The 23,379-nt window shown below is 62.1% G+C and carries 28 protein-coding genes; 8 read left to right on the forward strand and 20 right to left on the reverse strand.

Features of this window, described 5'->3' with window-relative positions:
• Window positions 1–2: 2 nt before the first annotated feature.
• The 12 genes from ACXYL9_RS01500 to ACXYL9_RS01555 all read right to left on the reverse strand — a co-directional run bounded on the left by ACXYL9_RS01500 (window position 3) and on the right by ACXYL9_RS01555 (window position 10,011).
• Window positions 3–362 (reverse strand): HesB/IscA family protein, encoded by a 360-nt coding sequence (locus tag ACXYL9_RS01500; RefSeq protein WP_459037820.1) that lies wholly within the window; start codon window positions 360–362, stop codon window positions 3–5.
• Window positions 362–874 (reverse strand): SUF system Fe-S cluster assembly protein, encoded by a 513-nt coding sequence (locus ACXYL9_RS01505; RefSeq protein WP_459037821.1) that lies wholly within the window; start codon window positions 872–874, stop codon window positions 362–364. The genes ACXYL9_RS01500 and ACXYL9_RS01505 overlap by 1 nt, the downstream gene beginning before the upstream one ends.
• Window positions 871–2,100, reverse strand: coding sequence for an aminotransferase class V-fold PLP-dependent enzyme (locus ACXYL9_RS01510; protein ID WP_459037822.1), 1,230 nt, complete (start codon window positions 2,098–2,100; stop codon window positions 871–873). The genes ACXYL9_RS01505 and ACXYL9_RS01510 overlap by 4 nt, the downstream gene beginning before the upstream one ends.
• Window positions 2,097–2,852, reverse strand: coding sequence for a SufD family Fe-S cluster assembly protein (locus ACXYL9_RS01515; protein ID WP_459037823.1), 756 nt, complete (start codon window positions 2,850–2,852; stop codon window positions 2,097–2,099). Before ACXYL9_RS01515 ends, ACXYL9_RS01510 begins: the two co-directional genes overlap by 4 nt.
• On the reverse strand, window positions 2,845–3,594 hold the full coding sequence (gene sufC, locus ACXYL9_RS01520) for a Fe-S cluster assembly ATPase SufC (protein ID WP_459037824.1): 750 nt from the start codon (window positions 3,592–3,594) through the stop codon (window positions 2,845–2,847). The genes ACXYL9_RS01515 and sufC overlap by 8 nt, the downstream gene beginning before the upstream one ends.
• Entirely contained in the window at window positions 3,581–4,279 is a 699-nt protein-coding gene (locus ACXYL9_RS01525; RefSeq protein ID WP_459037825.1) for a hypothetical protein, read from the reverse strand. Before ACXYL9_RS01525 ends, sufC begins: the two co-directional genes overlap by 14 nt.
• 22 nt (window positions 4,280–4,301) lie before the next feature.
• Window positions 4,302–4,682 carry a hypothetical protein gene (locus ACXYL9_RS01530; protein WP_459037826.1) on the reverse strand — a complete coding sequence of 127 codons (381 nt, stop codon included), beginning with the start codon at window positions 4,680–4,682 and terminating at the stop codon, window positions 4,302–4,304.
• 16 nt (window positions 4,683–4,698) lie between these two features.
• Window positions 4,699–5,190: an endonuclease domain-containing protein gene (locus ACXYL9_RS01535; RefSeq protein ID WP_459037827.1), complete on the reverse strand. Its 492-nt coding sequence runs from the start codon at window positions 5,188–5,190 to the stop codon at window positions 4,699–4,701.
• The gene (gene sufB / locus ACXYL9_RS01540) at window positions 5,187–6,683 is read right to left on the reverse strand and encodes a Fe-S cluster assembly protein SufB (protein ID WP_459037828.1); all 1,497 of its coding nucleotides are present in this window, start codon (window positions 6,681–6,683) and stop codon (window positions 5,187–5,189) included. Before sufB ends, ACXYL9_RS01535 begins: the two co-directional genes overlap by 4 nt.
• Window positions 6,680–7,090: an SUF system Fe-S cluster assembly regulator gene (locus ACXYL9_RS01545; RefSeq protein ID WP_459037829.1), complete on the reverse strand. Its 411-nt coding sequence runs from the start codon at window positions 7,088–7,090 to the stop codon at window positions 6,680–6,682. Before ACXYL9_RS01545 ends, sufB begins: the two co-directional genes overlap by 4 nt.
• Window positions 7,091–7,217: 127 nt before the next feature.
• Window positions 7,218–8,138, reverse strand: coding sequence for an AraC family transcriptional regulator (locus ACXYL9_RS01550; RefSeq protein ID WP_459037830.1), 921 nt, complete (start codon window positions 8,136–8,138; stop codon window positions 7,218–7,220).
• 34 nt (window positions 8,139–8,172) lie between these two features.
• Complete coding sequence (locus ACXYL9_RS01555; RefSeq protein WP_459037831.1) at window positions 8,173–10,011, reverse strand: DUF885 domain-containing protein; 1,839 nt, start codon at window positions 10,009–10,011, stop codon at window positions 8,173–8,175.
• 296 nt (window positions 10,012–10,307) lie between these two features.
• Here ACXYL9_RS01555 and ACXYL9_RS01560 point away from each other — a divergent pair, with 296 nt between their 5' ends.
• From ACXYL9_RS01560 to ACXYL9_RS01570, 3 genes are all read left to right on the forward strand, one after another.
• Window positions 10,308–11,336, forward strand: a complete 1,029-nt coding sequence (locus ACXYL9_RS01560; protein WP_459037832.1) for a quinone-dependent dihydroorotate dehydrogenase — start codon at window positions 10,308–10,310, stop codon at window positions 11,334–11,336.
• 9 nt (window positions 11,337–11,345) lie between these two features.
• On the forward strand, window positions 11,346–13,094 hold the full coding sequence (ggt, locus tag ACXYL9_RS01565; RefSeq protein ID WP_459037833.1) for a gamma-glutamyltransferase: 1,749 nt from the start codon (window positions 11,346–11,348) through the stop codon (window positions 13,092–13,094).
• 124 nt (window positions 13,095–13,218) lie between these two features.
• Complete coding sequence (locus ACXYL9_RS01570) at window positions 13,219–15,027, forward strand: AMP-dependent synthetase/ligase (RefSeq protein ID WP_459039834.1); 1,809 nt, start codon at window positions 13,219–13,221, stop codon at window positions 15,025–15,027.
• On the opposite strand, the gene ACXYL9_RS01575 is transcribed toward ACXYL9_RS01570, so the two are convergent.
• The 5 genes from ACXYL9_RS01575 to ACXYL9_RS01595 all read right to left on the reverse strand — a co-directional run bounded on the left by ACXYL9_RS01575 (window position 15,024) and on the right by ACXYL9_RS01595 (window position 17,872).
• Window positions 15,024–15,512: a hypothetical protein gene (locus ACXYL9_RS01575; protein WP_459037834.1), complete on the reverse strand. Its 489-nt coding sequence runs from the start codon at window positions 15,510–15,512 to the stop codon at window positions 15,024–15,026. The genes ACXYL9_RS01570 and ACXYL9_RS01575 overlap by 4 nt on opposite strands.
• 3 nt (window positions 15,513–15,515) lie before the next feature.
• The gene (locus ACXYL9_RS01580) at window positions 15,516–16,043 is read right to left on the reverse strand and encodes a hypothetical protein (protein WP_459037835.1); all 528 of its coding nucleotides are present in this window, start codon (window positions 16,041–16,043) and stop codon (window positions 15,516–15,518) included.
• 145 nt (window positions 16,044–16,188) lie between these two features.
• A complete protein-coding gene (locus ACXYL9_RS01585; protein ID WP_459037836.1) occupies window positions 16,189–16,359 on the reverse strand; it encodes a CsbD family protein in 171 nt (56 codons plus the stop codon).
• Window positions 16,360–16,502: 143 nt separating this feature from the next.
• Window positions 16,503–17,483, reverse strand: a complete 981-nt coding sequence (gene thiS / locus ACXYL9_RS01590; RefSeq protein WP_459037837.1) for a sulfur carrier protein ThiS — start codon at window positions 17,481–17,483, stop codon at window positions 16,503–16,505.
• Window positions 17,484–17,500: 17 nt separating this feature from the next.
• Window positions 17,501–17,872, reverse strand: coding sequence for a MerC domain-containing protein (locus ACXYL9_RS01595; protein WP_459037838.1), 372 nt, complete (start codon window positions 17,870–17,872; stop codon window positions 17,501–17,503).
• Between the two features lie 92 nt (window positions 17,873–17,964).
• On the opposite strand from ACXYL9_RS01595, the gene ACXYL9_RS01600 reads away from it, so the two are divergent.
• The 4 genes from ACXYL9_RS01600 to rpsI all read left to right on the forward strand — a co-directional run bounded on the left by ACXYL9_RS01600 (window position 17,965) and on the right by rpsI (window position 20,768).
• Window positions 17,965–19,029 carry a COX15/CtaA family protein gene (locus tag ACXYL9_RS01600; protein ID WP_459037839.1) on the forward strand — a complete coding sequence of 355 codons (1,065 nt, stop codon included), beginning with the start codon at window positions 17,965–17,967 and terminating at the stop codon, window positions 19,027–19,029.
• Window positions 19,026–19,343: a divalent-cation tolerance protein CutA gene (cutA, locus tag ACXYL9_RS01605; RefSeq protein ID WP_459037840.1), complete on the forward strand. Its 318-nt coding sequence runs from the start codon at window positions 19,026–19,028 to the stop codon at window positions 19,341–19,343. The genes ACXYL9_RS01600 and cutA overlap by 4 nt, the downstream gene beginning before the upstream one ends.
• Window positions 19,344–19,524: 181 nt before the next feature.
• Window positions 19,525–20,004 (forward strand): 50S ribosomal protein L13, encoded by a 480-nt coding sequence (gene rplM, locus ACXYL9_RS01610; protein WP_459037841.1) that lies wholly within the window; start codon window positions 19,525–19,527, stop codon window positions 20,002–20,004.
• A gap of 287 nt (window positions 20,005–20,291) precedes the next feature.
• Entirely contained in the window at window positions 20,292–20,768 is a 477-nt protein-coding gene (rpsI, locus tag ACXYL9_RS01615; protein WP_459039835.1) for a 30S ribosomal protein S9, read from the forward strand.
• A 61-nt stretch (window positions 20,769–20,829) separates the two neighbouring features.
• Here the strand turns inward: rpsI and ACXYL9_RS01620 are convergent, their stop codons facing one another.
• The 3 genes from ACXYL9_RS01620 to ACXYL9_RS01630 all read right to left on the reverse strand — a co-directional run bounded on the left by ACXYL9_RS01620 (window position 20,830) and on the right by ACXYL9_RS01630 (window position 22,849).
• On the reverse strand, window positions 20,830–21,687 hold the full coding sequence (locus ACXYL9_RS01620; protein WP_459037842.1) for a metallophosphoesterase family protein: 858 nt from the start codon (window positions 21,685–21,687) through the stop codon (window positions 20,830–20,832).
• On the reverse strand, window positions 21,680–22,498 hold the full coding sequence (locus ACXYL9_RS01625) for a diacylglycerol kinase family protein (protein WP_459037843.1): 819 nt from the start codon (window positions 22,496–22,498) through the stop codon (window positions 21,680–21,682). The genes ACXYL9_RS01620 and ACXYL9_RS01625 overlap by 8 nt, the downstream gene beginning before the upstream one ends.
• Window positions 22,499–22,582: 84 nt before the next feature.
• Window positions 22,583–22,849 carry a hypothetical protein gene (locus ACXYL9_RS01630; RefSeq protein WP_459037844.1) on the reverse strand — a complete coding sequence of 89 codons (267 nt, stop codon included), beginning with the start codon at window positions 22,847–22,849 and terminating at the stop codon, window positions 22,583–22,585.
• 208 nt (window positions 22,850–23,057) lie between these two features.
• Here ACXYL9_RS01630 and ACXYL9_RS01635 point away from each other — a divergent pair, with 208 nt between their 5' ends.
• Entirely contained in the window at window positions 23,058–23,360 is a 303-nt protein-coding gene (locus ACXYL9_RS01635) for a UrcA family protein (protein WP_459037845.1), read from the forward strand.
• Window positions 23,361–23,379 lie beyond the last annotated feature (19 nt).

The raw sequence follows: 23,379 nt of genomic DNA on the forward strand, positions 1-23,379 counted from the left end.
TTTCAGACCATGAAGCTCTCGCCGCAACCGCAGGCGCCCTTGGCGTTGGGGTTCTCAAACACGAAACCGGCAGTGAAATCGTCTTCGACCCAGTCCATCGTGCTGCCGACGAGGTAGAGTACGCTCGCTCCATCAATGTAGAACACGCCGCCAGGCGTTTCGATTTTTTCGTCGAACGGGGCTTCCTCGGTCACATAGTCGACCGAATAGGCAAGGCCGGAACAGCCGCGGCGCGGGGTCGAAAGCTTGACCCCGATGGCATCTTCGGGGGCCTTGGCCATCAGCTCGGTAATACGCTGCTCGGCAGCCGAGGTCAGGATAACTGCGGCCTTGGGCGCTGGGCGTGTCTTTGTATCGGCCATTACAGCATCCCCAGTTCGAGCCGCGCTTCATCGGTCATCTTTTCCGGACCCCACGGCGGATCCCATACCAGGTTGACCTCGGCATCGCGCACACCCGGTACGCTGGCAGCGCGCAGTTCGACCTCGCCCGGCATGGTTTCGGCCACCGGGCAATGCGGGGTTGTGAGGGTCATCGTGACTGTCACATCGGCCTCGTCATCGACCTCGACGCCGTAGATCAGGCCGAGATCATAGATATTGACCGGGATTTCCGGATCGTAGATTTCCTTGAGCGCGGAGACGACCGCCTCGTAGAGATCGCCGCCTGGCGCGCCTGCGGGCACGTTTTCGGGCTTCTTCTGCAAAAACCCCTCGAGATAGTCGCGCTTGCGCTCGAGCTTCTCGTGCGGTGCCTCGTCTTCGACCGCGTCCTCGACCCGCGCGCGCGGAGGCTTCGAGGAACTTGCATTGAGCACATCCTCGTTGGGCGCAGGGGCGGCGACAAAGGCCTTATCGTCGCTTGGCTTGTTCATCCGAAGATCCTTTGGGTCCGTTCGATGCCGCGCAGTAACGCGGCGATATCATTTTCATCGCTATACAGGCCGAAACTCGCGCGCGCAGTGGCGGGCACGCCGAGATGATCCATCAATGGCTGGGCGCAGTGGTGGCCGGCCCGGATCGCGACATTCTCTTCGTCCAATATGGTGCCCAGATCGTGCGGGTGAACCCCCTCCATCACGAAGGAGAGAATGCCGGCGCTGGATTCGGGGCCAAGCAGGCGGATCGAGTTGAACTGGCCCAATGCCTCGCGCGCCTGCCGCACAAGCGCGTTTTCATGCGCGTAGAGCCGCTCCATCCCGCCCGAACCGCAGGCCGCTTCGACATAGTCGATTGCCGCATGCAGCGCGATGGCCTCGGTAATCATCGGGGTGCCGGCCTCGAACCGCTGGGGTGGCGGGGCATAGGTGGTCTTGGCAAAGGTGACGGTGTCGATCATCGACCCGCCGCCCTGCCACGGGGGCATCGCATCGAGCAGCTCCTCGCGCGCCCACAATACGCCGACGCCAGTGGGGCCGTAGAGCTTGTGGCCGGAGAAGACAAAAAAATCGCAATCGAGCTCACCCATGTCGAGCCGCATCCGCGGGGCGCTCTGACATCCATCGAGCAACAGCTTGGCGCCCACGCCATGCGCCGCCCTGGCCGCCCGTTTCGCGCCCAGCACCGAGCCGAGCACGTTGGACACATGCACTAGCGCGACCAGCTTGTGCTGCTCGGTCAGATTGGCTTCGAGCCAGTCGAGGTCGATGAGACCTTCCACGGTAATCGGGCAGACGTCGATTTCTGCCCCGACCCGCTGCGCCAGCATCTGCCACGGCACGATGTTGGAATGATGTTCCATCTGGCTGAGCATGATCCGGTCACCAGGGCCCAGATTGCTATCGCCCCAACTCTGCGCGACCAGGTTGATGCCCTCGGTCGCGCCGCGCACGAACACCACCTCGTTTTCGCTAGCCGCCCCAATAAACTCGGCCGCCCGCCGCCGCGCCGCCTCGTAGCCGAGCGTCATCTGCGCGCTGCGCGAATATACCCCGCGATGCACGGTGGCGTAATCCTTACCCAAAGCGCGGGACATGGCGTCGATCACCGCCTGCGGCTTCTGCGCCGTGGCAGCCGTATCGAGATAGTGCCAGGGCTCCCCCTCGGGCGTCACCAGCCCGGGAAAATCGGCCTTGCGTGAGAGGATCGCGGTTTCCTTCACACTGCCTCTCCCAGCGCGTCGAGTGCTGCTGTCAGCAAGCGCTCATGCTCGTCCACGTCGTCCAGAGCCACGAAGGCATCACCGAGGAATGCTTGCACCAGCAGGCGCTTGGCCAGCTGCGGCGGGATTCCGCGCGCGGCCATGTAGTAATTTGCCATCTCGTCAAGCTGACCAACGGTCGCCCCATGCGCGCATTTGACGTCGTCAGCGAAGATCTCGAGCTGCGGCACGGCATGGGCCGCTGCGCCCTTTTCGAGCAACAAGCCCTTGAAATCCTGCGCCGCGTCGGTCTTCTGTGCATCGCGCGCGACATTGATCGTGCCGAGGAAATTGCCACTTGCCCGGCCCCAGTGAACCGCGCGCACGACCTGGTTGGAGGTGCCCTCTGGCTCGGCATGGTCGACGCTGGTGACGAATTCGCGCACCGCTTCGCCGCCGCCAATGGTAGCGCCGCCGAATTCAAAGTGCGCACCCTTTGCCAGCCTCACCTCGACCTCGACCCGGCACGATGCCGCGCCGGTGATGACAGTGAACATCTCGGCCCGCGCGCCCTCTTTCAGCGTCAACCGGACACGGTGCAATTCGGGTTTATCGCTGCCGACGATCATGGCGTGGCGGCGCGTTTCACCCGGCGCCAGCGTGATATCTTTCCAATTGTCGAGCGCTCCCGCGCCAAGCTGCTCGAGCGCGTCGATATCGGCATAGCGCCAAGCCTCGTCCCGCCGCGTTGGAAGGGTGGCCGTATCAGGCATCGGCCATCACCGCTTCATAACCTTCGTCTTCGAGCTGCTGCGCGATCTCGGGGCCGCCTGTGCGGACGATCTGGCCCTTTGCCAGCACGCTGACCTTGTCCGGTCGCACCACTTCAAGCAGTCGCTGGTAGTGGGTGATCAGCAGCACGCCTTTGCCGGGCTGCCGCATGATGGTGTTGATCCCTTCGCCGACCACCCGCAGGGCGTCGATGTCGAGCCCGCTGTCGGTCTCGTCGAGCACCGCGAAGGCAGGGTCGAGTATGCCCATCTGGACCATCTCGGCGCGCTTTTTCTCGCCACCCGAAAAGCCGACGTTCACCTGCCGCTTGAGCATCTCCATGTCGAGCTTGAGGAGGCCGGCCTTCTCACGCGACAGCTTGAGAAATTCGCCGCCGCTGAGAGGTTCTTCACCGCGCCCTTTGCGTTGGGCATTCAGGGCCTCGCGCAGGAATTGCACGTTGGACACGCCCGGTATCTCTACCGGATACTGGAAGCCGAGGAACAGGCCAGCAGAGGCGCGTTCATGGGGATCGAGTTCAAGCAGGTTTTGCCCCCGGAACTCGACCGATCCGCCGGTCACTTCATAGCCTGGACGGCCACCCAGCACATAGGCGAGCGTCGACTTGCCGGCTCCGTTGGGACCCATGATCGCATGGACTTCGCCCGCGGGCACCTCGAGCGTCAGGCCGTTGAGGATCTGCTTGCCGTCAATTTCGGCGGTGAGGTTGTCAATCTTGAGCATTGCTGCTGTCTCGGTCGAAATTGGTAATCTCCTGTTCGCCAGCCTCGGGGCACTGGCGCTGTTCGAGCTGGATCAGCGAATTGTAGCGCTGCAACTGGTTCTGGTAGCGCCCCATGTCCCTCTGATCCTGACTGGTGTAATCGGTCTTGGCGTAGATCGCCTCGGCCTTGAGTTCTTCGGCCTCCATGTAAACGCGGCGCTGGTCGACCAGGCTTTGCAGCCGGGCTATGCAGCGCGGCGCTTCTCCAGTGACCGAGACAGCGACCCGACTGCGCACCGTGCCGTACTCGGGCTGCGAAGAAAGTCTGGTGCCGACCGCCAGGTCGAGGCTCTGCCCGCGCGCGACATGGATGCGCTGTGCACGTTCGAAGATGCCGGCGACCGCCGTGGGCGGCGTTGCGGCATCTTCACCGGTTTTGGCCAGTGCGGCGTTGGCTTCCGCCTCGAACTGCGTGCGCTTCTTCGCGCAGCGCGGCACGTCTTGTCGATATTGGGCGGCAAAGCTCGCGCCGCCGCCGATGACGTAGGAGCCCGAGCGGAGGCAATCGTAATAGTCAGCCACATAGGGCTGGATCCGCACCGGATATTCCAGCGTCCAGGTGGTCGGGTCGTCGGGATAGACGGCTTCGACCGAGCTGCTGGCCTGCTGGATCAGCAGCATGGCGACAAGAGCGGATGTGATCATTCCTGCAGGTCCTTGCGCTGGCTCAGTCGAGCGTCGGTTCGGTCAGCGAATCGATGTGGTTGAGCCAGTAGTCGGCCACGGCCAGTCGCTCGGTCCGGTTGCGGCCCAGGTAGAGGTCCTTCATCGTCCCCACGACCTTGCCGCGCGATTTCTCGCGGATGATGCCGCAATCCTGCTTGGCATTCGCCGGATTGAGCAGCTTGCCGTCCTTGCCATAGAGCGAAATGCCCTGCTCGGTCTGGCGGCAGACGAGGTAGGGCATCAGCGCCGGCGAGAGTTCCTGCGGAATGTTGACCGGCTCAAGCCGCTCGGGCCGGGGCGCAGGCGCGTCGGCTTCGACCTCGACAGGCGAGGCCAGCATGGCAGCCGCGATTGCGAAATTGGTGGCGACAGTAGTCAGCATGGGTCTCTCCTCTCCCTCAGCCCCTCGGCCCGCCGCGGTCATCACGGGCTGGGCGGCGGCTACGCTTGTCGGCGATGCGGATCCGCATCCCGGCGGTTATCCGCTGTAGCACAGCGTCCATGTTTTCCTGGATATCCAGTGCCTTGATGCGCATCACGCGGATGCCGACAGCCTCCAAGCTCTTGTCCCGCCGCTTGGCAATCCGCTCGTCCTGGTCCTCTTCGTCGATGATGATGGCCATGCCGAGCTTGTGACAATTGAAGTCGACGATCGCGCTGCCGACCACGGCATGGCGAGTGAAGGTATAGGAGCCGAGATTGGCCTTGGAGAACCGCTCGGCCAGCGCCTTGTGCGCCTCGGTCGAGTGACGGCGCAACTCGCGCGCACGGTCGTGCAACGCGTCGAGGCGCTTGTCCGAGATCTTCCACCCGCGGCCCTTCTTGTTGAGCGTGGGTTCGCCATCGAGTTCGGACGGATCGCGCAGGTTGAGTGTCTTGCGTTCGGTCACCCCACGCTCCCTTCGAGCGAGATGGCCAGCAGTTTCTGCGCCTCGACGGCAAATTCCATCGGCAGTTCCTTCAGTACCTCTTTCGCGAAACCGTTGACGATCAGGGCCATCGCTTCTTCCTCGTCGAGCCCGCGCTGCATGGCATAGAAAAGCTGGTCGTCGCTGACCTTGCTGGTCGTCGCTTCGTGCTCGATCTGGGCGGTCGAATTGCGGACCTCGATATAGGGCACGGTATGGGCACCGCACTTGTCGCCGATCAGCAGGCTGTCGCACTCGGTCCGGTTGCGCACGTTATCGGCATTGGGGCCAACCCGCACCAGCCCGCGATAGGTGTTATTCGACTTGCCCGCACTGATTCCCTTGGAGATGATAGTGCTGCGCGTGCCGGGCGCGTTGTGGATCATCTTGGTCCCGGTGTCGGCCTGCTGGTAATTGTTGGTCACCGCAACCGAGTAAAACTCGCCCACGCTGTCGACACCGTTCAATACGCAGGAAGGATATTTCCACGTCACCGCGCTGCCGGTTTCGACCTGGGTCCAGCTGATCTTGCTGCGAGCGCCCTGGCACAGCCCGCGCTTGGTCACGAAATTGTAGATCCCGCCCTTGCCCTCGGCATTGCCGGGATACCAGTTCTGGACGGTGGAATACTTGATCTCGGCATCGTCCATCGCGACCAGCTCGACCACTGCGGCGTGGAGCTGGTTCTCGTCGCGCATCGGCGCGGTGCAGCCTTCGAGGTAGCTGACGTAGGAGCCTTTTTCGGCCACGATCAGCGTGCGTTCGAACTGGCCGGTGTTCTCGGCATTGATGCGGAAATAGGTGCTGAGCTCCATCGGGCAGCGCACGCCTTCGGGAATGTAGACAAAGGTACCGTCGGAGAATACCGCGCAATTGAGCGTGGCGAAGTAATTGTCATGCTGCGGCACGACCCTGCCCAGCCACTTCTTCACCAGCTCGGGATATTCCTTGATCGCCTCGCTGATCGACAGGAAGATCACCCCTGCCTTCTTCAACTCCTCGCGGAAAGTTGTGGCCACGCTGACGCTGTCGAAGACGGCATCGACCGCGACTTTGCGCGCACCCTTGACCCCGGCGAGCACTTCCTGCTCGCCCAGCGGAATGCCGAGCTTGTCATAGACCTTCTTGATCTCGGGATCGAGATCGTCGAGCGAGTCGAGCTCGACCTTTTTCTTCGGCTCGGCGTAATAATAGGCGCCTTGGTAATCGATCTTGGGATAGCCGACCTTGGCCCAGTCGGGCTCTTCCATTGTCTTCCACAGGCGGAACGCCTTCAGCCGCCAATCGAGCATCCATTGCGGCTCACCCTTCTTGCCGCTGATGAAGCGGACGGTGTCCTCGTTCAGTCCCTTGGGTGCAAACTCCTGCTCGATATCCGACGACCAGCCATGCTCGTAATCAGCCGCGCGCGCTGCCGCTTCGTGCGCTTCGCGATCCTGAATTTCGTCGTCCTGGATCTTCACGTCTTCAGTCATGCCAGTTCTTTCTCTGCCGCCAATTGGGTCAGCGGAATGTTCGCCAGGGCGCTGCGCAGTGCAGCGTTTACCGCGGGCCAATGCGGCTTGACCGAGCAACTGTGATCGACGCTGCAATCGGTGCCTTCGATACAGGCGGTCAGCGCGATCGGTCCCTCGACTGCCTCGACGATGTCCGCCACCGAAATCGCCGCCGCCGGCCGCGCCAGCTGCAAGCCACCGCCAGCTCCACGAACCGATCGCAGTAATCCGGCTGCGGTCAGCTTGCTGACGAGCTTCTGCACTGTGGGCGCAGGCAGGCCGGTTTCGCTGGCCAGCTTCGCCGCGGACACGCGTCCGCCGCCGCAATGGCGAGCGGCGTGACTCATTGTCACCACCGCATAATCAGCAAAATTGGACAGGCGCATCGCGAAAAAAGCCTCTAATCGGACGAAATCGTTCCGATTAAGCAATTATGGCCCAAACCGCGGGATTTCAACCCGAAACGGCCTGTTGCGAGTCGTTAGCAAAAAGCAAGGGGCGCGATCGGTGCGCCTAGCTGCGGATACGAAAATTACGCAGGTCGAGCAGTCCGTTGAGAATCGGCTTGTCCTCGCCACCCAGCCGTGAAGGTGTGCGCCCGACAAAGATGCCGATTTCACGGATCAGGTGCGACTGATCGTAAAAATGCTCCATCACCCCTGCCACCTGTTCGTCATCGATTTCCGGGGCGGAGAAGATCGCTGCCGCGCGGACGGCACGATATTTGCGTCTAAGCGCCTGTGGATTGAGGCCGAAATACCGTTCCACCAGCCGCTGGGTCTGGCGCCGGGAATAGCCGGACTGGGCGTAGAGCGCCTCAAGATCGGGGTCGAGCGATGTGCCGAGCCAGTCGACGGTCACTTCGATGAGCCTGGCGTGGCGTGCATTGACCCTGCCCAGATGCTTCTCGACGAAGCTCGTCAGCGCGCCCTGCATTGCTTCACGATCGAGCTCGGGCTGCGCGTAGAGATCGATCAATGTCTCGCACAATTGATTGGCGGCGGGACCGAGGATTTCCGCAGCATCGAATATCTGGTTGCCGAACTCGTCGGCGGGCATTCCGCTGAGCGCGGCCCAGCCAAGCGGCGTCAAGGCCGCCCCGCAGGAATGAAATCCGCCCGTGAAATGAAACGGCAGGGCAACGCTGGTTGGCGATTGCAGCGAGCAACAAGGGATCGACTGGCTCCGACCATCGCGGAAATAGGCCGTCCCTTCGCCCTTGAGAACGAGCATCAGCTTGCCGACGTCGGCTGGCTGGATATCGTCAATCTCCTCGTCATCGCAGGAGAAATGGAAAAATGTCGTAACAAAGGGACGAAGCGAGCGGGGTGGTCGAAAATATTCGATGTCGACCCGGGAAACAGAAGGCGGCGCAGGTTCGCTGGGCTGCACTATTTGTGCGGCCGGTCCGCCAGTCCCTGCTACCCGTTTCATCGCGTAATCTACTACACTTTTTCTTATTGGCCCGTCACGAGTTTGCCTGCTTTTCTTGTGCAATCCAAGCCCTTATGTTTTCCTCCAGGATGGACAGCGGCACAGGCCCGCTTTCCAGCACGGCATCGTGGAAACCACGGATATCGAACGCCTGACCAAGTTCGTCGCGCGCCAGCTGGCGCAATTCCATGATCTTGAGCTTGCCGATCATGTAGGCGGTCGCCTGGCCGGGGTAGACCACGTAGCGTTCGATCGCCTTGCGAATGTCCCCTTCGGGATTGGGCGTATTCTTCTGCAGGTAAGCAATCGCGTCCTCGCGACTCCAGCGCTTGTGGTGGATACCGGTATCGACAACCAGCCGCGCCGCGCGCCACAGCTCCATACCCAGCCGTCCGAAGTCGGAATAGGGATCGGTGTAGAAACCCATGTCCTTGCCCAGCTCTTCCGAATACAGGCCCCACCCCTCGGTATAGGCCGTCACCCCGCCAAACCGGCGAAAGGCCGGTATCTCGCCCAGCTCGGTCTGGATGGCGCGCTGCAAATGGTGGCCGGGCAGGCCTTCGTGATAGGCCAGCGCCTCCAGCTCGTTCTTGGACATGTCGCGCAGATTGTAGAGATTGACGTAATAGGTGCCCGGGCGCGAACCGTCGGGCGCAGGGCTCTGGTAGAACGCCTTGCCCGCGCTTTTTTCGCGGAACGCCTCGACCGGTTTGATCACCATCGGAGCCTTGGGCAGCGTGCCGAAATATTCGGGCAGCTTCTTTTCCATCGCGTCGATCCTGGCCTCGGCATCGGCGAGGTAGGCTTCGCGGCTGGTGTAGAAGAACTGATCGCCCTTGCGGGTGTGTTCGAAAAACTCCTGCAGGCCGCCCTTGAACCCGACCTTTTTCATGATGGTGCGCATCTCACCATGGATACGCTCGATTTCGCGTAACCCGATGGCGTGTATTTCGTCAGCGGTGAGGTCGGTGGTGGTGTAGCTGGCCAGCAGCGCCTCGTAATAGGCGGCGCCGTCAGGCAGGCGCCAAATGCCGTCTTCGGTCGGCGCGATCGCCTGCTGGCGCTTCATCTCGGCCAACAGGGTTTCGAAGGCAGGGCGGGCCGAGCCCTGCCATGCCGCCGCCGCCGAATTTGTCAGCTGAGCCTTGGCGGTATCGTCGATTTTCAGCGCCCGCACCTTGTCGCCGAAGTCCTCGATAATGGCATTGTCAGCCTTGGCTGAAAGCAGGTTCTCGATATCCGAAATGACATAGGGATAGACCCAGTCGGGCGGCATGATTCCGCGCTCGGCCCGGTCGCGCGATTCGGCGGTCATGGTGTCCAGGACTACGCCCAGCCCTTCGATGCGGCTGACATAGTCGCGCGCCTGGGCGTCGTTTGAAACCTGGTGGATGCCGATCAAGAAAGCTGGCAGCCGGCTTTGCGCCCCCGTCATCTGGTTGAACAGATAGCCGTGGTCGCGGAAGGGCCACAGCGACTCGCTGCGCTTCGCCATGGCATCGAACAGGCGGTAGGACAGCGCATCTTTTGACGAGAGCGTTGCCAGATCGTAGCTCTTGCGCATTTCCTGCGCGGCGGATTGCAGCAGCATGTATTCAGCTCGGTCGCCAGCGTCCGAAAAATCTCCCCAGCGCCCGTAATCTTCGTCGCGAATGCCGCGATAGGCCTTCGACATCGGCGACAGCGCCAGCTCGGCCTCGTCATAGGCAACAAAGAAACGGTCGATGCTGGTGCCGGCCTCAATTGCGAAGCCATCCCGATCCGACACGGTTTCTGCCGAAGTATGAGCGGCGTTCGCTGTATCCTGCACCGTGGTACAACCGGCCAGGGCAAGAGTGGATACGGTCAGGCAAAACGGGACGGCGACTTTCATGCATGCTCTCCTTGTTGCGGGGCTACCTAGCTGCTTGCCTCGGAAATTGCACAAAAAAAGGGCGGCCCCGCATAACGGAACCGCCCCTTGAAGTTGAGGAACTCGTTGCATTGCTGCCTCGAGCCCTTCGGGTCGCAATGGCGTGTTAGCAAAATTCCATAATCGAAGATTGTATGGAAACGACATGTTCTCGATTTCACGAAATTACAGTCAAATCCATTAGGCGCAACTTTCGCAAAGTCCGGGAAATCGTAGCCCGCTCGACAGTTCGGCCTTGGAACTGCATAGGCCCCGGCATGATTTTCCCACTTATTCGCCCCTTCATTCATGCGATTGACCCCGAACGGGCGCACCGACTCTCGATCGAGGGCCTCAAGCTCGCTCCACTCCCTCCACTGGGTTCGTCCGACAGTTCGCTGTCAATCGAGGTGGCTGGCCTACGCTTTCCCAATCCGGTCGGTGTGGCGGCGGGCTATGACAAGGATGCCGAGGTGCCCGACGCCTTGATGCGTCTCGGCTTCGGCTTCGTCGAGGTCGGTTCGATCACGCCGCAGCCGCAGGCGGGCAATCCCAAGCCCCGGCTGTTTCGGCTGGTCCGCGACCGGGCAGTGATCAACCGGATGGGGTTCAACAATGCTGGCGCCGAAGTCGCCGAGGCGCGGCTGGCCAAGCGCAAACGGTCTGGCGTGCTGGGTATCAATATCGGCGCCAACAAGGATTCGGTCGATCGCGTGGCCGACTATGCCGAGATGGCTCGCCGCATGGCGCCTTTTGCCTCTTACCTGACGGCCAATATTTCCAGCCCTAACACACCTGGCCTGCGTGCATTGCAGGATCCGGCTGCGTTGGCAGGCTTGCTGGATGCCGTGCTCGATGCTCGCCCGAAGGATGGGCCACCGTTGTTTCTTAAGGTCGCGCCCGATCTGGAACCCGCCGACATCGACGCCATCGCCCGGCTGGCAATCGACAAGGGCCTTGGCGCACTGATTGTCGCCAATACGACCATAGCCCGACCTCAACTGCAGTCACGCGAGAAGGACGAGGCCGGGGGCCTTTCGGGCGCGCCGCTGAAGCCGCTGGCCTTGCAGCGTCTACGCGATTTCCGCCAGGCCACCGGCGGCGCGTTGCCCTTGATCGGAGTCGGCGGGATCGCCTCGGTCGACGATGCATGGGAGCGGATCCGGGCCGGGGCCAGCCTGGTCCAGCTCTATTCGGCCATGGTCTACGAAGGCCCGGGCCTGGGACGAACGATTGCCCGCGGCCTGGCCCGGAAACTACGCGAACACGGCATGGCTTCGATTGAACAGGCGGTTGGAAGCGAATAGCAGGCACGCATGATGTTCCGTAGTTTCCTTGCCGCTAGCAGTGCCCTCGTATTGGGTGCGTGCGTCCCCGCAGCGATGTCCCCGGCTGCCCAATCCGATGTCCAGTCCGGCCCCGCCCCGCCAACTGCAAAATTAGCCGGAGCCGTCGCCTCGGCAGATCCGCGTGCCACTGCGGCGGGCGAAGCGATGCTGGCGCAGGGCGGCAGCGCTGCAGACGCCGCCATCGCTACCATGCTCGCCTTGACCGTGGTCGAGCCGCAAAGCTCGGGCATCGGCGGCGGTGGTTTCATCGTGCACGGCACGCCGGGCGGAGACGTCTTCACTTATGATGGCCGCGAGACCGCGCCGGGCGCAGCCACGCCCAACTGGTTTCTTGATGCCCAAGGCAAGAGCTTACCCTTCGGCGACGTCGTGCTGACCGGGCTCAGCGTCGGGGTGCCCGGCAATATCGCGGTCGCCAAACTGGCGCATGATGCACACGGCAAATTGCCGTGGGCGACGCTGTTCGAGCCTGCCATCCGGCTTGCCCGCGAAGGGTTCACCGTCAATGCGCGACTCAACCAGTCGCTCGACGGATATGCCCATCGCGCCGGCCTGACCGAAGCCGGCAAATCGACCTTCTATGCCGAGGGCGACACCCCCAGAGCCGTGGGCACACGGATCGTGCAGGCCGAGCTTGCCAATTCGCTCGAACAAATTGCCCTTGTTGGGCCGGACCACTTCTATCGCGGGATATTTGCGCAAGGGCTCGCCTCGCGAGTTGCCGCCGCCACGCCCGGCGAAAACAAGATGACAGCTGCGGATGTCGCTGAATACGAAGCCAAGGTCCGCCGCCCCGTCTGCGGTGACTATCGCGGCTACAAGGTGTGCGGGATGGGCCCGCCGTCCTCGGGTGGGGTGGCGGTGCTGCAGATCCTCGAACAGCTCGAACGATTCGATCTCGCCGCGCTGGGTCCGCGCTCGGTTACGGCGTGGCACCTGTTCGTCGAGGCACAGCGCCTCGCCTATGCCGACCGCGAGCTCTACATCGGGGATGCCGATTTTGTCGAAGTCCCCACGGACGGGCTGGTCGACCCCGCTTATCTCGAGGCCCGTTCGCAGTTGATCGATCCTGCGCGGCGCGCGGTCGAAGTGGCGGCTGGTCGTCCGCCAGGGGCTCCGCTGGCGCGCGCCTCGGGCCAGGCATTCCCCGAAAGTGGAACGTCGCACCTGGTCGCGATCGGACCTGATGGAACCATGGTGAGTTATACCACCACCGTCGAGGGCGCGTTTGGATCGGGCCATATGTATGGCGGATTCTTTCTCAATAACGAGTTGACCGACTTCAGTTTCATTCCGGCGCAGAACGGCCGTCCGGTTGCCAACCGGGTTGAGGGCGGCAAGCGACCGCGCAGTTCGATGGCGCCGACGATTGTCTACGATCCGGCCGGTAGGCCGTTGCTTGCCTTGGGAGCCGCGGGGGGACCAACAATTCCGATCCAGACCGCGCGGAGCATCATCGGCGTGATCGATTTCGGGCTTGGGCTGGAAGATGCACTGGCCCTGCCCATGATCATGGGTTTCGGAGACCGGGTAATCGTCGAGGAAGGAAGCTGGCTCGCCGGGTCAATTCCGCAGTTGCAAGCATTGGGGCACGAACAGGTCGTGACCTCGGGCTTCCTGTTCCGGACCAACGGCGCGCTGCGGACTGCAGAGGGATGGAAGGCCGCCCACGATCCCCGGCTTGCGCCGTTGCTGACGACGTCGGGGGGTGACTGAACCGCGGGGATTCTCGCGCTTGCCGCTATCGCGCACACGCCCTACACCCGGCGGCTGGTGGGGCTTGGCCAAAGTCGCGAATGCGGTTGGCGAGTGTCCCCGGTGGGAGCAGGAGCAGGTATTCGTGCAGTTGAGCGATTTCGATACCACGCAGAATCTCGTCGAGCTTTTCTTCAAGCGCGCTGAAGAACAGGGTGACAGGCCCTTTCTGGGTTCAAAACGCGACGGCAAGTGGGTTACGCAGAGCTGGCGCGAAGTGGCCGAGCAAGTCAGCGTGCTGGCGGAATCCCTGCGCTCGATAGGGCTCGACGACGGCGACCGGGTGATGCTGGTGAGCGAGAACCGCCCCGAATGGTGTATCGCCGACCTGGCGATCATGGCTGCCGGCTGCATTACCGTGCCGGCTTATACCACCAATACCCAGCGCGATCACATGCACATCCTCGACAATTCGGGGGCCAAGGCGGTCATCGTCTCTAACGAGAAATTGTCCGACCCACTGTTGCCGGCGATCATGCGAACCGGGATTGCCGAACACGTCATCGCCATCGATTCGATCCGCCCGCACCAGACCGCCGGGGGCGAAACCGTGCATCGCTGGGTGGACCTGCTCGAAGGTGACCCGGTCGCGGCGCGCAAGGCTGTCGACGCACGGCTCGAGCGCATTGGCCGCGATGCTACTGCGTGCATCATCTACACCAGCGGCACCGGCGGTGCGCCGCGCGGCGTCATGCAGCACCACGGCGCGATCCTGTGCAATGTGAAGGGCGCGGCCGAGATTCTCGCCAACGACTTTGGGCTCGACGAAGACGAACGCTTCCTGTCGTTCCTACCGCTCAGCCACGCCTATGAACATTCCGGCGGGCAATTCCTGCCGATCGGGGCTGGCGCGCAAATCTATTACTCGGAAGGGCTGGAGAAACTGGCCAGCAATATCGAGGAGACGCAGCCCACCATCATGGTCGTCGTCCCGCGCCTGTTCGAAGTGCTGCGCACCCGCATTATGAAGCAGGTGTCCAAGCAGGGTGGTGCCGCCAACTACCTGATGGACAGGGCGCTGGAGATTGGCGAGCGGCGTGCCAATGGCACTTCGCGCGTCCTCGACAAGCCAATGGATATGGTGCTCGAACGAACTCTTCGCCCCAAGATACGCAAACGGTTCGGGGGGCGGATAAAGGCGATGGTTTCAGGCGGAGCGCCGCTCAATCCCGAAGTCGGCATCTTCTTCGAATCGATGGGCCTGACCATGCTGCAAGGCTATGGCCAGACCGAAGCTGGCCCTGTGATCAGTTGCAACCGGCCTGCCGCCGGGCTCCGAATGGATACAGTCGGCCCGCCGATGACCGGCGTCGAGGTGCGCATCGCCGAGGATGGCGAACTGCTGGTCCAGGGCGAACTGGTGATGCACGGATATTGGCAGAACGAGGCCGAGACGCGCCGCGTGCTGAAGGACGGCTGGCTCCACACCGGTGATATCGGCCATTTCGACGAGGCCGGGCGGATTGTCATCACTGACCGCAAGAAAGACATGATCGTCAACGACAAGGGTGACAACATCGCCCCGCAGAAGATCGAGGGCATGCTGACGCTGCAGCCGGAAATCGGACAGGCGATGGTGGCTGGCGACAGGCGGCCATATATCGTCGGGCTGATCGTGCCAGAGGCCGAGTGGGCGCTTGAATGGGCCAATGCCAACGGCAAGAAGTTCGATCTGAAGGAATTGCAGGAGCTGCCCGAGTTCCGAAGTGCCGTGCGCGCCGCGATCGACCGCACCAATGTCGACCTGTCGGTGATCGAGAAAGTGCGTGGCTTCGCCTTCGCCGACGAAGCCTTCACGATCGAAAACGAGGAAATGACGCCGAGCATGAAGATCCGCCGCCACATGATCCGGCAGCGCTACCAGGACCGACTCGACGGACTGTATCGGCGTTAAGCGCGGAGCTGAGCCATCACTTTTTTATCTTCGCACAAGTTAGTCACCTGATCACGTATCGACCGCCCATCGTTGTTGGCTTCGTTGAGCAATTTGTTCTGCTCTTCCAATGTCCAAATTTTTTCGCGCGCAACGTCATCTGCGGTGCGCGGAGACTGCTTGGTAACGGTCACCGGTCGGCCATCGCCGTCGAACAGGGTCAAAATTGTCGCATGGGCCAACAAGTGACGATAAGGTCTCTTTTTCAACCATCGTTTTAGTCTTTTAGCCAAATCCTTGGCGCGACGATCTTCGGCTTGAGACAGGCGGTTGAGAAGTTCCTTGTGCGAAATGAGCGGGCCTTTCTCAACTGGCAGATCGAGCTCTATTGATAGTTCGCAGATAGCCTGTTCAGCGCGTGCAAAGTGTTCCAAAACCCGGCCGATCCACTTGTGCGGATCAAATGCAGCTTCGCAGGCGGGCGCGACATCGCCGATAACGCCCATACCTCAAGCAGCCTCGGTGGCGATGAATTCGGGGTAGAAGGTCGGCTCCTGCTCGCTCCAGCCGGGTGCGGTGGCGGCGGCTTCGCTGACCGATTGCAGCAATATCTTGCGCCGTTCCGGGCGAATGACAGGCAGGGCTGCCGCGGCAACGAAGGCGCTCGGCAACCAGGGCCGGGCTTGCGCGCCAAGCAGGCGTTCGTAGAGAAAGCGGAAGGCGCTGAATCCTTCGAGCTTGTCCTGCCCGAGATCGAATGAGGCAACATGGATGAGCGTGCCGAGCAAACCGTCGACCCGATCGCCAGGAGCGACATGGGCCAGCTCTTCGCGCAGACGCTTGAGTTCCTGGTAGGCGACATACTGGCTGCGGATGGCGACGTTCTCCTCGGCATCGCGAGCCCAAACCTTGAACGCGTCACACCGACCGAGCCCGATGTCGAGACTGCGGCGGATGTAGCGCTGTTCGCAGGCGGTGAAGTTGGCGAATTCGCGCATTTCCGCGATGCTGAGAGACTGGATGCCGGTGGTAGCCATTGCTTGCATTCCCTTGTTGCACAGAGAATGTCGCTCAAGATGGTTAACAACCCGTTAGGTGACGGCTGAAGAATTCTGCGGGGTGCGCAAAAAAGGGGCCGCATCGCTGCGGCCCCAAGTGTTAGGAAGGGGGGTGTGTGGTGCGTCAGATCTTGTTGCCCGTCGCACCCTTTGCTTCGCCCTCGGCCTGCTGGGCTTCGCCCTTGCGCTCTTGCGCGCGGCCTTCGGAGCGGGTTTCAGGATCCGACGAATGCTGCTTCACATTGCCGCTTGCTTCATTGGCCATGCCTTTGGCCTTGTCTTTCAGTTCGCCCATTTCAAGTTCTCCTGTCTTCGGGGGAGCCGCACGGCCGTGGGGGTTCCGGGCGGCGAGTCGACAGATGATCGGCTCGAGAAATCAAGCGTTTACGTCGTTAGAAGTTCCGCGGTTTGCGACGAGGCGCGCTGCGCCAGCGACGGTCAGATCAGGCCGGCCAACGGGCTCGACGGATCGGCATATTTGCGGCGCCCCATGCGCCCGGCGAGATAGGCATCCCGACCTGCCTCGACCGCGAGTTTCATCGCTCTTGCCATCCGCAGCGGGTCCTTTGCCTCGGCAATGGCGGTGTTCATCAGCACGCCGTCGCAACCCAGCTCCATCGCCACGGCAGCATCGCTGGCGGTGCCGACACCGGCATCGACCAGGACTGGCACGCTCGCCCCTTCAACAATCAGGCGGATGGTGACGCGGTTCTGGATTCCCAGTCCCGAGCCGATCGGTGCGCCCAGTGGCATGATCGCGACCGCGCCGGCATCCTCCAGTTGCTTCGCTGCGATAGGATCATCAGTGCAATAGACCATCGGCGCAAAGCCTTCCTTGGCCAGCACCTCGCAGGCGCGAATCGTCTCGACCATGTTGGGATAAAGCGTGCGTGCCTCGCCCAGCACTTCGAGCTTGACCAGGTCCCACCCACCAGCTTCGCGGGCCAGCCGTAAGGTGCGGATGGCATCCTCGGCGGTGAAGCAACCGGCGGTGTTGGGAAGGTAGGTAACCTTCTTGGGATCAATGAAATCGGTCAGCATCGGCGCATCGGGATTGCTGACATTGACGCGGCGCACTGCGACGGTGACGATTTCTGCCCCTGCGGCCTCGACCGCCGCAGCGTTCTGCTCGAAGTCCTTGTACTTGCCAGTGCCCACGATCAGGCGCGAATGGAATGTCCGGCCCGCCACGGTCCAGCTATCGTCATCCTGCCCGCCGCCGACAAAATGGACGATTTCCAGCACATCGCCTTCGGCTAGCGCGATGTTTGCCAACTGCGCGCGCGGGGCAATCGCACCATTGTGTTCGACCGCGACCTTCGCGGGCACGAGATCGAGTTCACGCACGAGATCGGCAATCATGCCGGCTTTGGTGCGGCGGCTTTCGCCATTGACGGTAACGGAAATAGCTTCGCTCATGGCGAGCGAGATAGCGGTCAATGCGCGTGGCGCAAGTTCAGTATGTGACCGAGTGACACCAGTGCGACGCCGATCACCGTCAATACCGCTTCGTAAACGCCGTGGGGAGCAGCCAGCGCGCCGCCCATGAAGCTGAGCCCTGTCATCGCCACCACGAATGGCATCCGATGCTGGTGCTTGATCGCGCCCCAGCCAATGGCGATGCCGGCAATGATGACTGCCAGCGCCAGGCCCCAGCGGTGGATCTCAGGTGCGAACAGCCACTGCCCGCCCAGCCCCAGCGCGGCCACCACGGTAATGCTGGCAAGACAATGCACCAGGCACAGCCCCGATAGGAAAATGCCGGCCCGATCAATCCGTGACCGCAGTGAAAGCAGCTGCTGAACCATGCGCTTCACTTATGTTATGGTATATCTTTTCGCAAGTGTTGTTGCATCGATCCGGCTTGAATCAGGCAGCCGGCGCGACCAATGGAAGGGGTATGGCCACTCGACCCGCTGAACTGAACCCGCTCACCTCAGCCGCAGGAGCCCCCTTGGCGCTCGCACGCTGGCTCTGGATCGTGGCGGCGATGGTGGTCGTCATCGTCGTGATCGGCGGGATCACCCGCCTGACCGAGTCGGGCCTGTCAATTACCCAGTGGCAACCGGTTACCGGAACCCTGCCCCCGCTGTCCGAGCAGGCTTGGCAGGCCGAGTTCGATCTTTATCGCGCCACGCCTGAATACCGGTTCGAAGCGGGGCCCGCGGGGATGACGCTGGCCGATTTCAAGTTCATCTTTTTCTGGGAGTGGTTCCATCGGCTGCTCGGCCGACTGATTGGGCTTGCCTTCGCCTTGCCGCTGGCGTGGTTCTGGATTCGCGGCATGGTCCCGCGAGGATATAAGCCTCGGCTGCTCGCCTTGCTCGCGCTGGGCGGGCTGCAAGGCACGTTCGGCTGGCTGATGGTTCGCTCGGGCCTCAGCGGCGAGATGACCGATGTCAGCCACTTCTGGCTATCGGTCCACCTGCTCACCGCGCTGTTCACGTTGGCGGGCTTGGTATGGACTGCGCGCGATTTGCGCCGACTTGCGCGGGTACCCGATGCCCGACCGGCCCGGCTCACCATGGTGGCGACGGTCGCGAGCCTGGTCTTGTTCGTGCAACTATTGCTGGGCGCGTGGGTGGCGGGACTCAATGCCGGGCTGGCCTCGGACAGTTGGCCGCTGATGCAAGGCCGACTGGTACCTGAATTCGACAGATCGCGCGGGCTCTGGTGGGCGATGACCCATGACCCCTACCTGTTGCACTTCCTCCATCGCTGGTGGGCGTGGGTCGCAGTCGCCGTGCTCATCTGGCTGGCGCGCCGCGTTCGTCCATTCGACCGACGCGCGTCGATCGCGGTCCATTCGGCCTTCGGCACCATGGTCCTGCTCGGCATCGCAACCGTGATGACCGGGGTTGAACTTTGGGTCGCGGTGGCGCATCAATTGACCGGCGCCTTGCTCGTCATCGCCACCGCATGGGCGGCACATGCGGTCGGTACAGCGCGAAAAACGGTGCCATGAGCGCGTTAATTTATGCACCATTCCCCGATCGCGACGCCGCCCGCGTCGTTGCCAGGCAATTGCTCGACGATAAACTGATTGCCTGCGCCAACCTGCTAGGCGAGGTCGAGGCGCTCTATGAATGGGAAGGCGCGCGCGGCGAGGGCCGTGAGATCGCCGTTCTGTTCAAGACCGATGCCGCACTGCTCGTTCGCGCAGTCGCCAGGATCGAGGCCTTGCACCCTTATGAAACGCCCGCCGTGCTGGGCTGGAAATGCGATGCTCCTGGCAACGCCACCGCTCCTTGGCTAGGCGGCCTGCGACCCGCCTACTAGGATGAGGTATTATTTTACCTCTGTTGTAACCCGCGCTATCGCTTGACTTGCGCAGGTTTTGCGACCATTTGGCGCCGCCAGAGCGAGGCTTGCGCAAGGCAAGGATTCGCGACTGCTGACTGCGGCCTGAGACTCCGGTCTGGGTTCGCAGCAATCGGAACACTAAGGAACGAGACCAGCCATGAAGGCGCTTACCAAAGCGACCCGGTCGATCAAACCGGCCGAAGTCGAAAAGAACTGGCACATCATCGATGCCGAGAACCTGGTTGTTGGTCGCCTCGCCGCGATCGTCGCCAATCTCCTGCGCGGCAAGCACAAGCCGAGCTTCACCCCGCATGTCGATTGCGGTGACCATGTCATCATCATCAATGCCGACAAGGTGAAGTTCACCGGCAAGAAGATGTCCGACAAGATCTATTACAAGCACACCGGCCACCCAGGCGGCATCAAGGAAACCACCCCCGAGAAGGTTCTCGAAGGTCGTTTCCCCGAGCGTGTCCTTGAAAAGGCGATCCAGCGCATGATTCCGCGCGGTCCCCTGGGCCGTGACCAGATGAGGGCGCTGCACATCTATTCCGGCACCGAGCACCCGCATGACGGGCAGAAGCCCGCCGTGCTCGACGTTGCTTCCCTGAACCGCAAGAACAAGGTCACCGCGTAATGGCCGACGACAAGAAACCTGAAGAAAACGCTGCTGAAACTCCGGCAACCGAAGCTCCCAAGACGGACGCCAAGGAAACCAAGGCCGTCGAAAGCAAGGCGAAGAAAGCAGACGACAAGGAAAAGCCGGCTGCCAAGGCCAAGGCTGAAGACAAGCCAGCTGATGAGAAGGCTGCGGAAGACAAGCCTGCTGACGAAAAGCCAGCCGAAGAAAAGCCCGCCGAAGCCAAGGCCGAAGAAAATCCGGTCGAGGAAAAGAAGGCCGACAAGGTTTCCGACCTTGCCGATCTGGGCAGCATCGCTGGTGATGCCCCTGAAGGCGACGCCGCAGCTATCGCTGTCAGCACTGCGCCGCTGCGCGAGCAGGAGCTGGACAAGGAGGGCCGCGCCTATGCGACCGGCCGCCGCAAGGACGCGGTTGCCCGTGTCTGGATCAAGCCGGGCAAGGGCAAGGTCACCATCAATGGCCGCGAACAGGAAACCTATTTCGCACGTCCGACCCTGCGCCTGATCATCAACCAGCCCTTCGCCATCACCGAGCGCGAAGGCTCCTACGACGTGATCGCCACCGTTCGCGGCGGCGGCCTGTCGGGCCAGGCTGGCGCGGTCAAGCACGGCATTTCGCAGGCCCTCAGCAAGTACGAGCCGGAACTGCGCGCCACGATCAAGGCAGCCGGCTTCCTGACCCGCGACAGCCGCGTGGTCGAGCGTAAGAAGTACGGCCGGGCCAAGGCTCGCAAGAGCTTCCAGTTCTCGAAGCGCTAAGCTTTTCGAACCATCGAACACCGAAAGGGCGGCCCTGCGGGGTCGCCCTTTTTCTTTTCAGTCAATGCTTTGGAGGATCGGTCCGTGGGACTTGCCGCACCGGGGCCACCGGATCGCCCGGGTTGCGGGGCGGGGTTGCATCCTCGGGCACGTCCTCGATCATCATGTCATGGCTATCGACATCTTCGAGATTGCGGACGCGGACTGTCAGCTCCTGGCCATCCCAGCTCAACTCGTTGAAACTCGGCGGAGTCGACCGCGTACGTTTTGACAGTGTGCCGGCGCCGATCATGCGGACCGGGCCATTGTCGGTCTGCTCGACGATATCGAAGGCATCGTGGACATGCCCGCTAATCACGGCGGCGACCGGACGTTTTGCTAGCTTGCGCAGGGCCTTGCTGCCGTTGCGCGTCAGCGCGGTTCCCTCGGTTCCGACCTCTCGCAGTGGATGATGCACAGCGACCAGGGCCTGGGTCCCGTCGGGTAAGGCGTCGATGGCGGCGAGGCACTTGCGCAGGGCCGCGTCTGTGACCCATCCCTTCGACCAGTTGAGCCGAGGCTGCGCCCGGACAGCAGTCTTCAGCGGGACGATGGCGATGCCGGGCAGGTCGATCTCGCGCTCGACCAAGTCGGCCATCCCGCGGAACCGGCGATAGGGCGCAAAAAACCGCTCCACCGGATTGAAATAGGGCATGTCGTGATTGCCCACCTCGACTGTGACCGGCACGCCAAGCCGGGTAATCCAGTGTGTCGCAGCAGCGAATTCGCGGTGCCGGGCGCGCATGGTCAGATCGCCAGTGATGGCAACAGCAGCCGGGTTTCGCTCGGCAATTTCCTGTTGCACCCAGTCAAGTGCCTGGTTGTCTTCGAGCCCGAAATGAATGTCGGACAGGTGAAATAGCAGCGTCGTGTCAGTCATTGCGGCGGGTAGATACCAGATCGACCTTGCTGCGAACCAGCTTCAATTCCACTTCTGGCGCCGCCGGCACCGGTTCGCCGTCGAGCAGCAGGCCGATTGGCAGACCATCGGCCGAACGGACCCGGACACACTCCCGCGTTGTCACACTGTCATGTGGACCGTTGCGAAAGTCGCGCAGCAATAGCGCCCCCAGCCCGATCGCGAATTCACCAGCATCATCGGCGTGATAGGCGTTGATCTCCAGCCCGTCCTCATATGCCAACGCCTCGATCATAGGATAGCCTTCTGCGCGGTCGAGCGGCGCTGCGTCGAGAACGATATTGGGCCCGTCATCGGTTGCGCGAAATGCCTCGACCGCTCGGCGGGCCATTCCCGGCAGGTCATGGTCACGCATCGCTTCGCGCACATCGTGCCATGTTGCCCCCGGCCCCGCCATCACCCCAGCGACGGCATTGCCATGGGGGGTCTGGATAATCGGCGCGGGACCAGTGCGTCCTTCTCCACGGGCAAACCGGTCGAGAATCTCGTCCCAAGGGACGTCACCATGCATCCGCTTGCTGGCGAGGTTCATGGTGCCGCCCGGGAGAATGAGAACCGTCCCACTCCAGTCGTCGAGCCCGGCGATAACGCTATTGGAGGTGCCGTCCCCGGCGTAGATCGCCAGAACGGCGTCCTTGGGCAGGTCCTGTGCGCAAGGGCATGGATCGTCGGGGATGGACAGTCTTGTGACTGGGCCGAGGCCGTGCTCCTCAGCCGTGGACAGAATGGTTTCGACCGTATCGGGGTCGAAACTTCCGCTTCTCGCGTTCACTACCAAGATGAAACGAGCATCCATCACGTTTGCAAAGCCGCGAGGGCCGACCTTGTTCCGGGAAACGCCTTTCACGCCAGCAAGCTAGACCCGGCCGCTCAGGATCAGCCACGCTGCAAAGCCGTTGAGGCCGGAATAGGCGGCATAGGCCCAGACCGCGGCGCCGTAATCAAGCCTGCTGAGTGCCATTGCGGCGATCAGCACGATGAACTCCAGCACCAGTGTTGCCTTGCCGCCCAGCATGGTGGTGAACCAGGCTGATTGCCCGAGCAGTGGGTGGCCGCTTTCCAGCACTGCGCGGTGCAGCGCGAAATTGGCGATTCCCAGCATGAATATAGCGATCACAGCCATTCTCCCCCTGTGGCGTATTCGCTCATCGATTGCCAACGGCAGTTCGTCCGGCACCGTGGCCATCCTGTCAGATCCTGACTCGTTTGTCGGCGCGATGACGCATGTAATCGATACCCGAATGCGAGAGTTTTTGGCTGGGAGTATTCCTTTGATTGCAGGCGGCGGTCCCCAACCCCCAACCGCCCCTGAATGGTGAAGGAACAGGAATATGAGACTCCCCCTAATCGCATTCGCTGCAACTGCCAGCCTGATGGCAGGTACCCCTGCCATTGCCGCCGACGAAAGCGAAATCATGGTCGTCGCCTACAAGGACCTCGATCTGAGTTCTGCCGAGGGCCAACGAACGCTCCAGATACGGATCGATGCCGCAGCCAAGAAGATTTGCGGCGTCGGTGAATTGCAAACCGGCAGCCGCCTAACGGCAAAATCATCGACCAAATGCTTCAGGGAAGCACGCCGTATCGCCAACCGGCACATGGCGGCGATTGGCAATGCCCGTTTGGGTGGCTGACGCGACCTCAGCTATCCCG

It is taken from the genome of Qipengyuania sp. CAU 1752 (assembly GCF_054482615.1).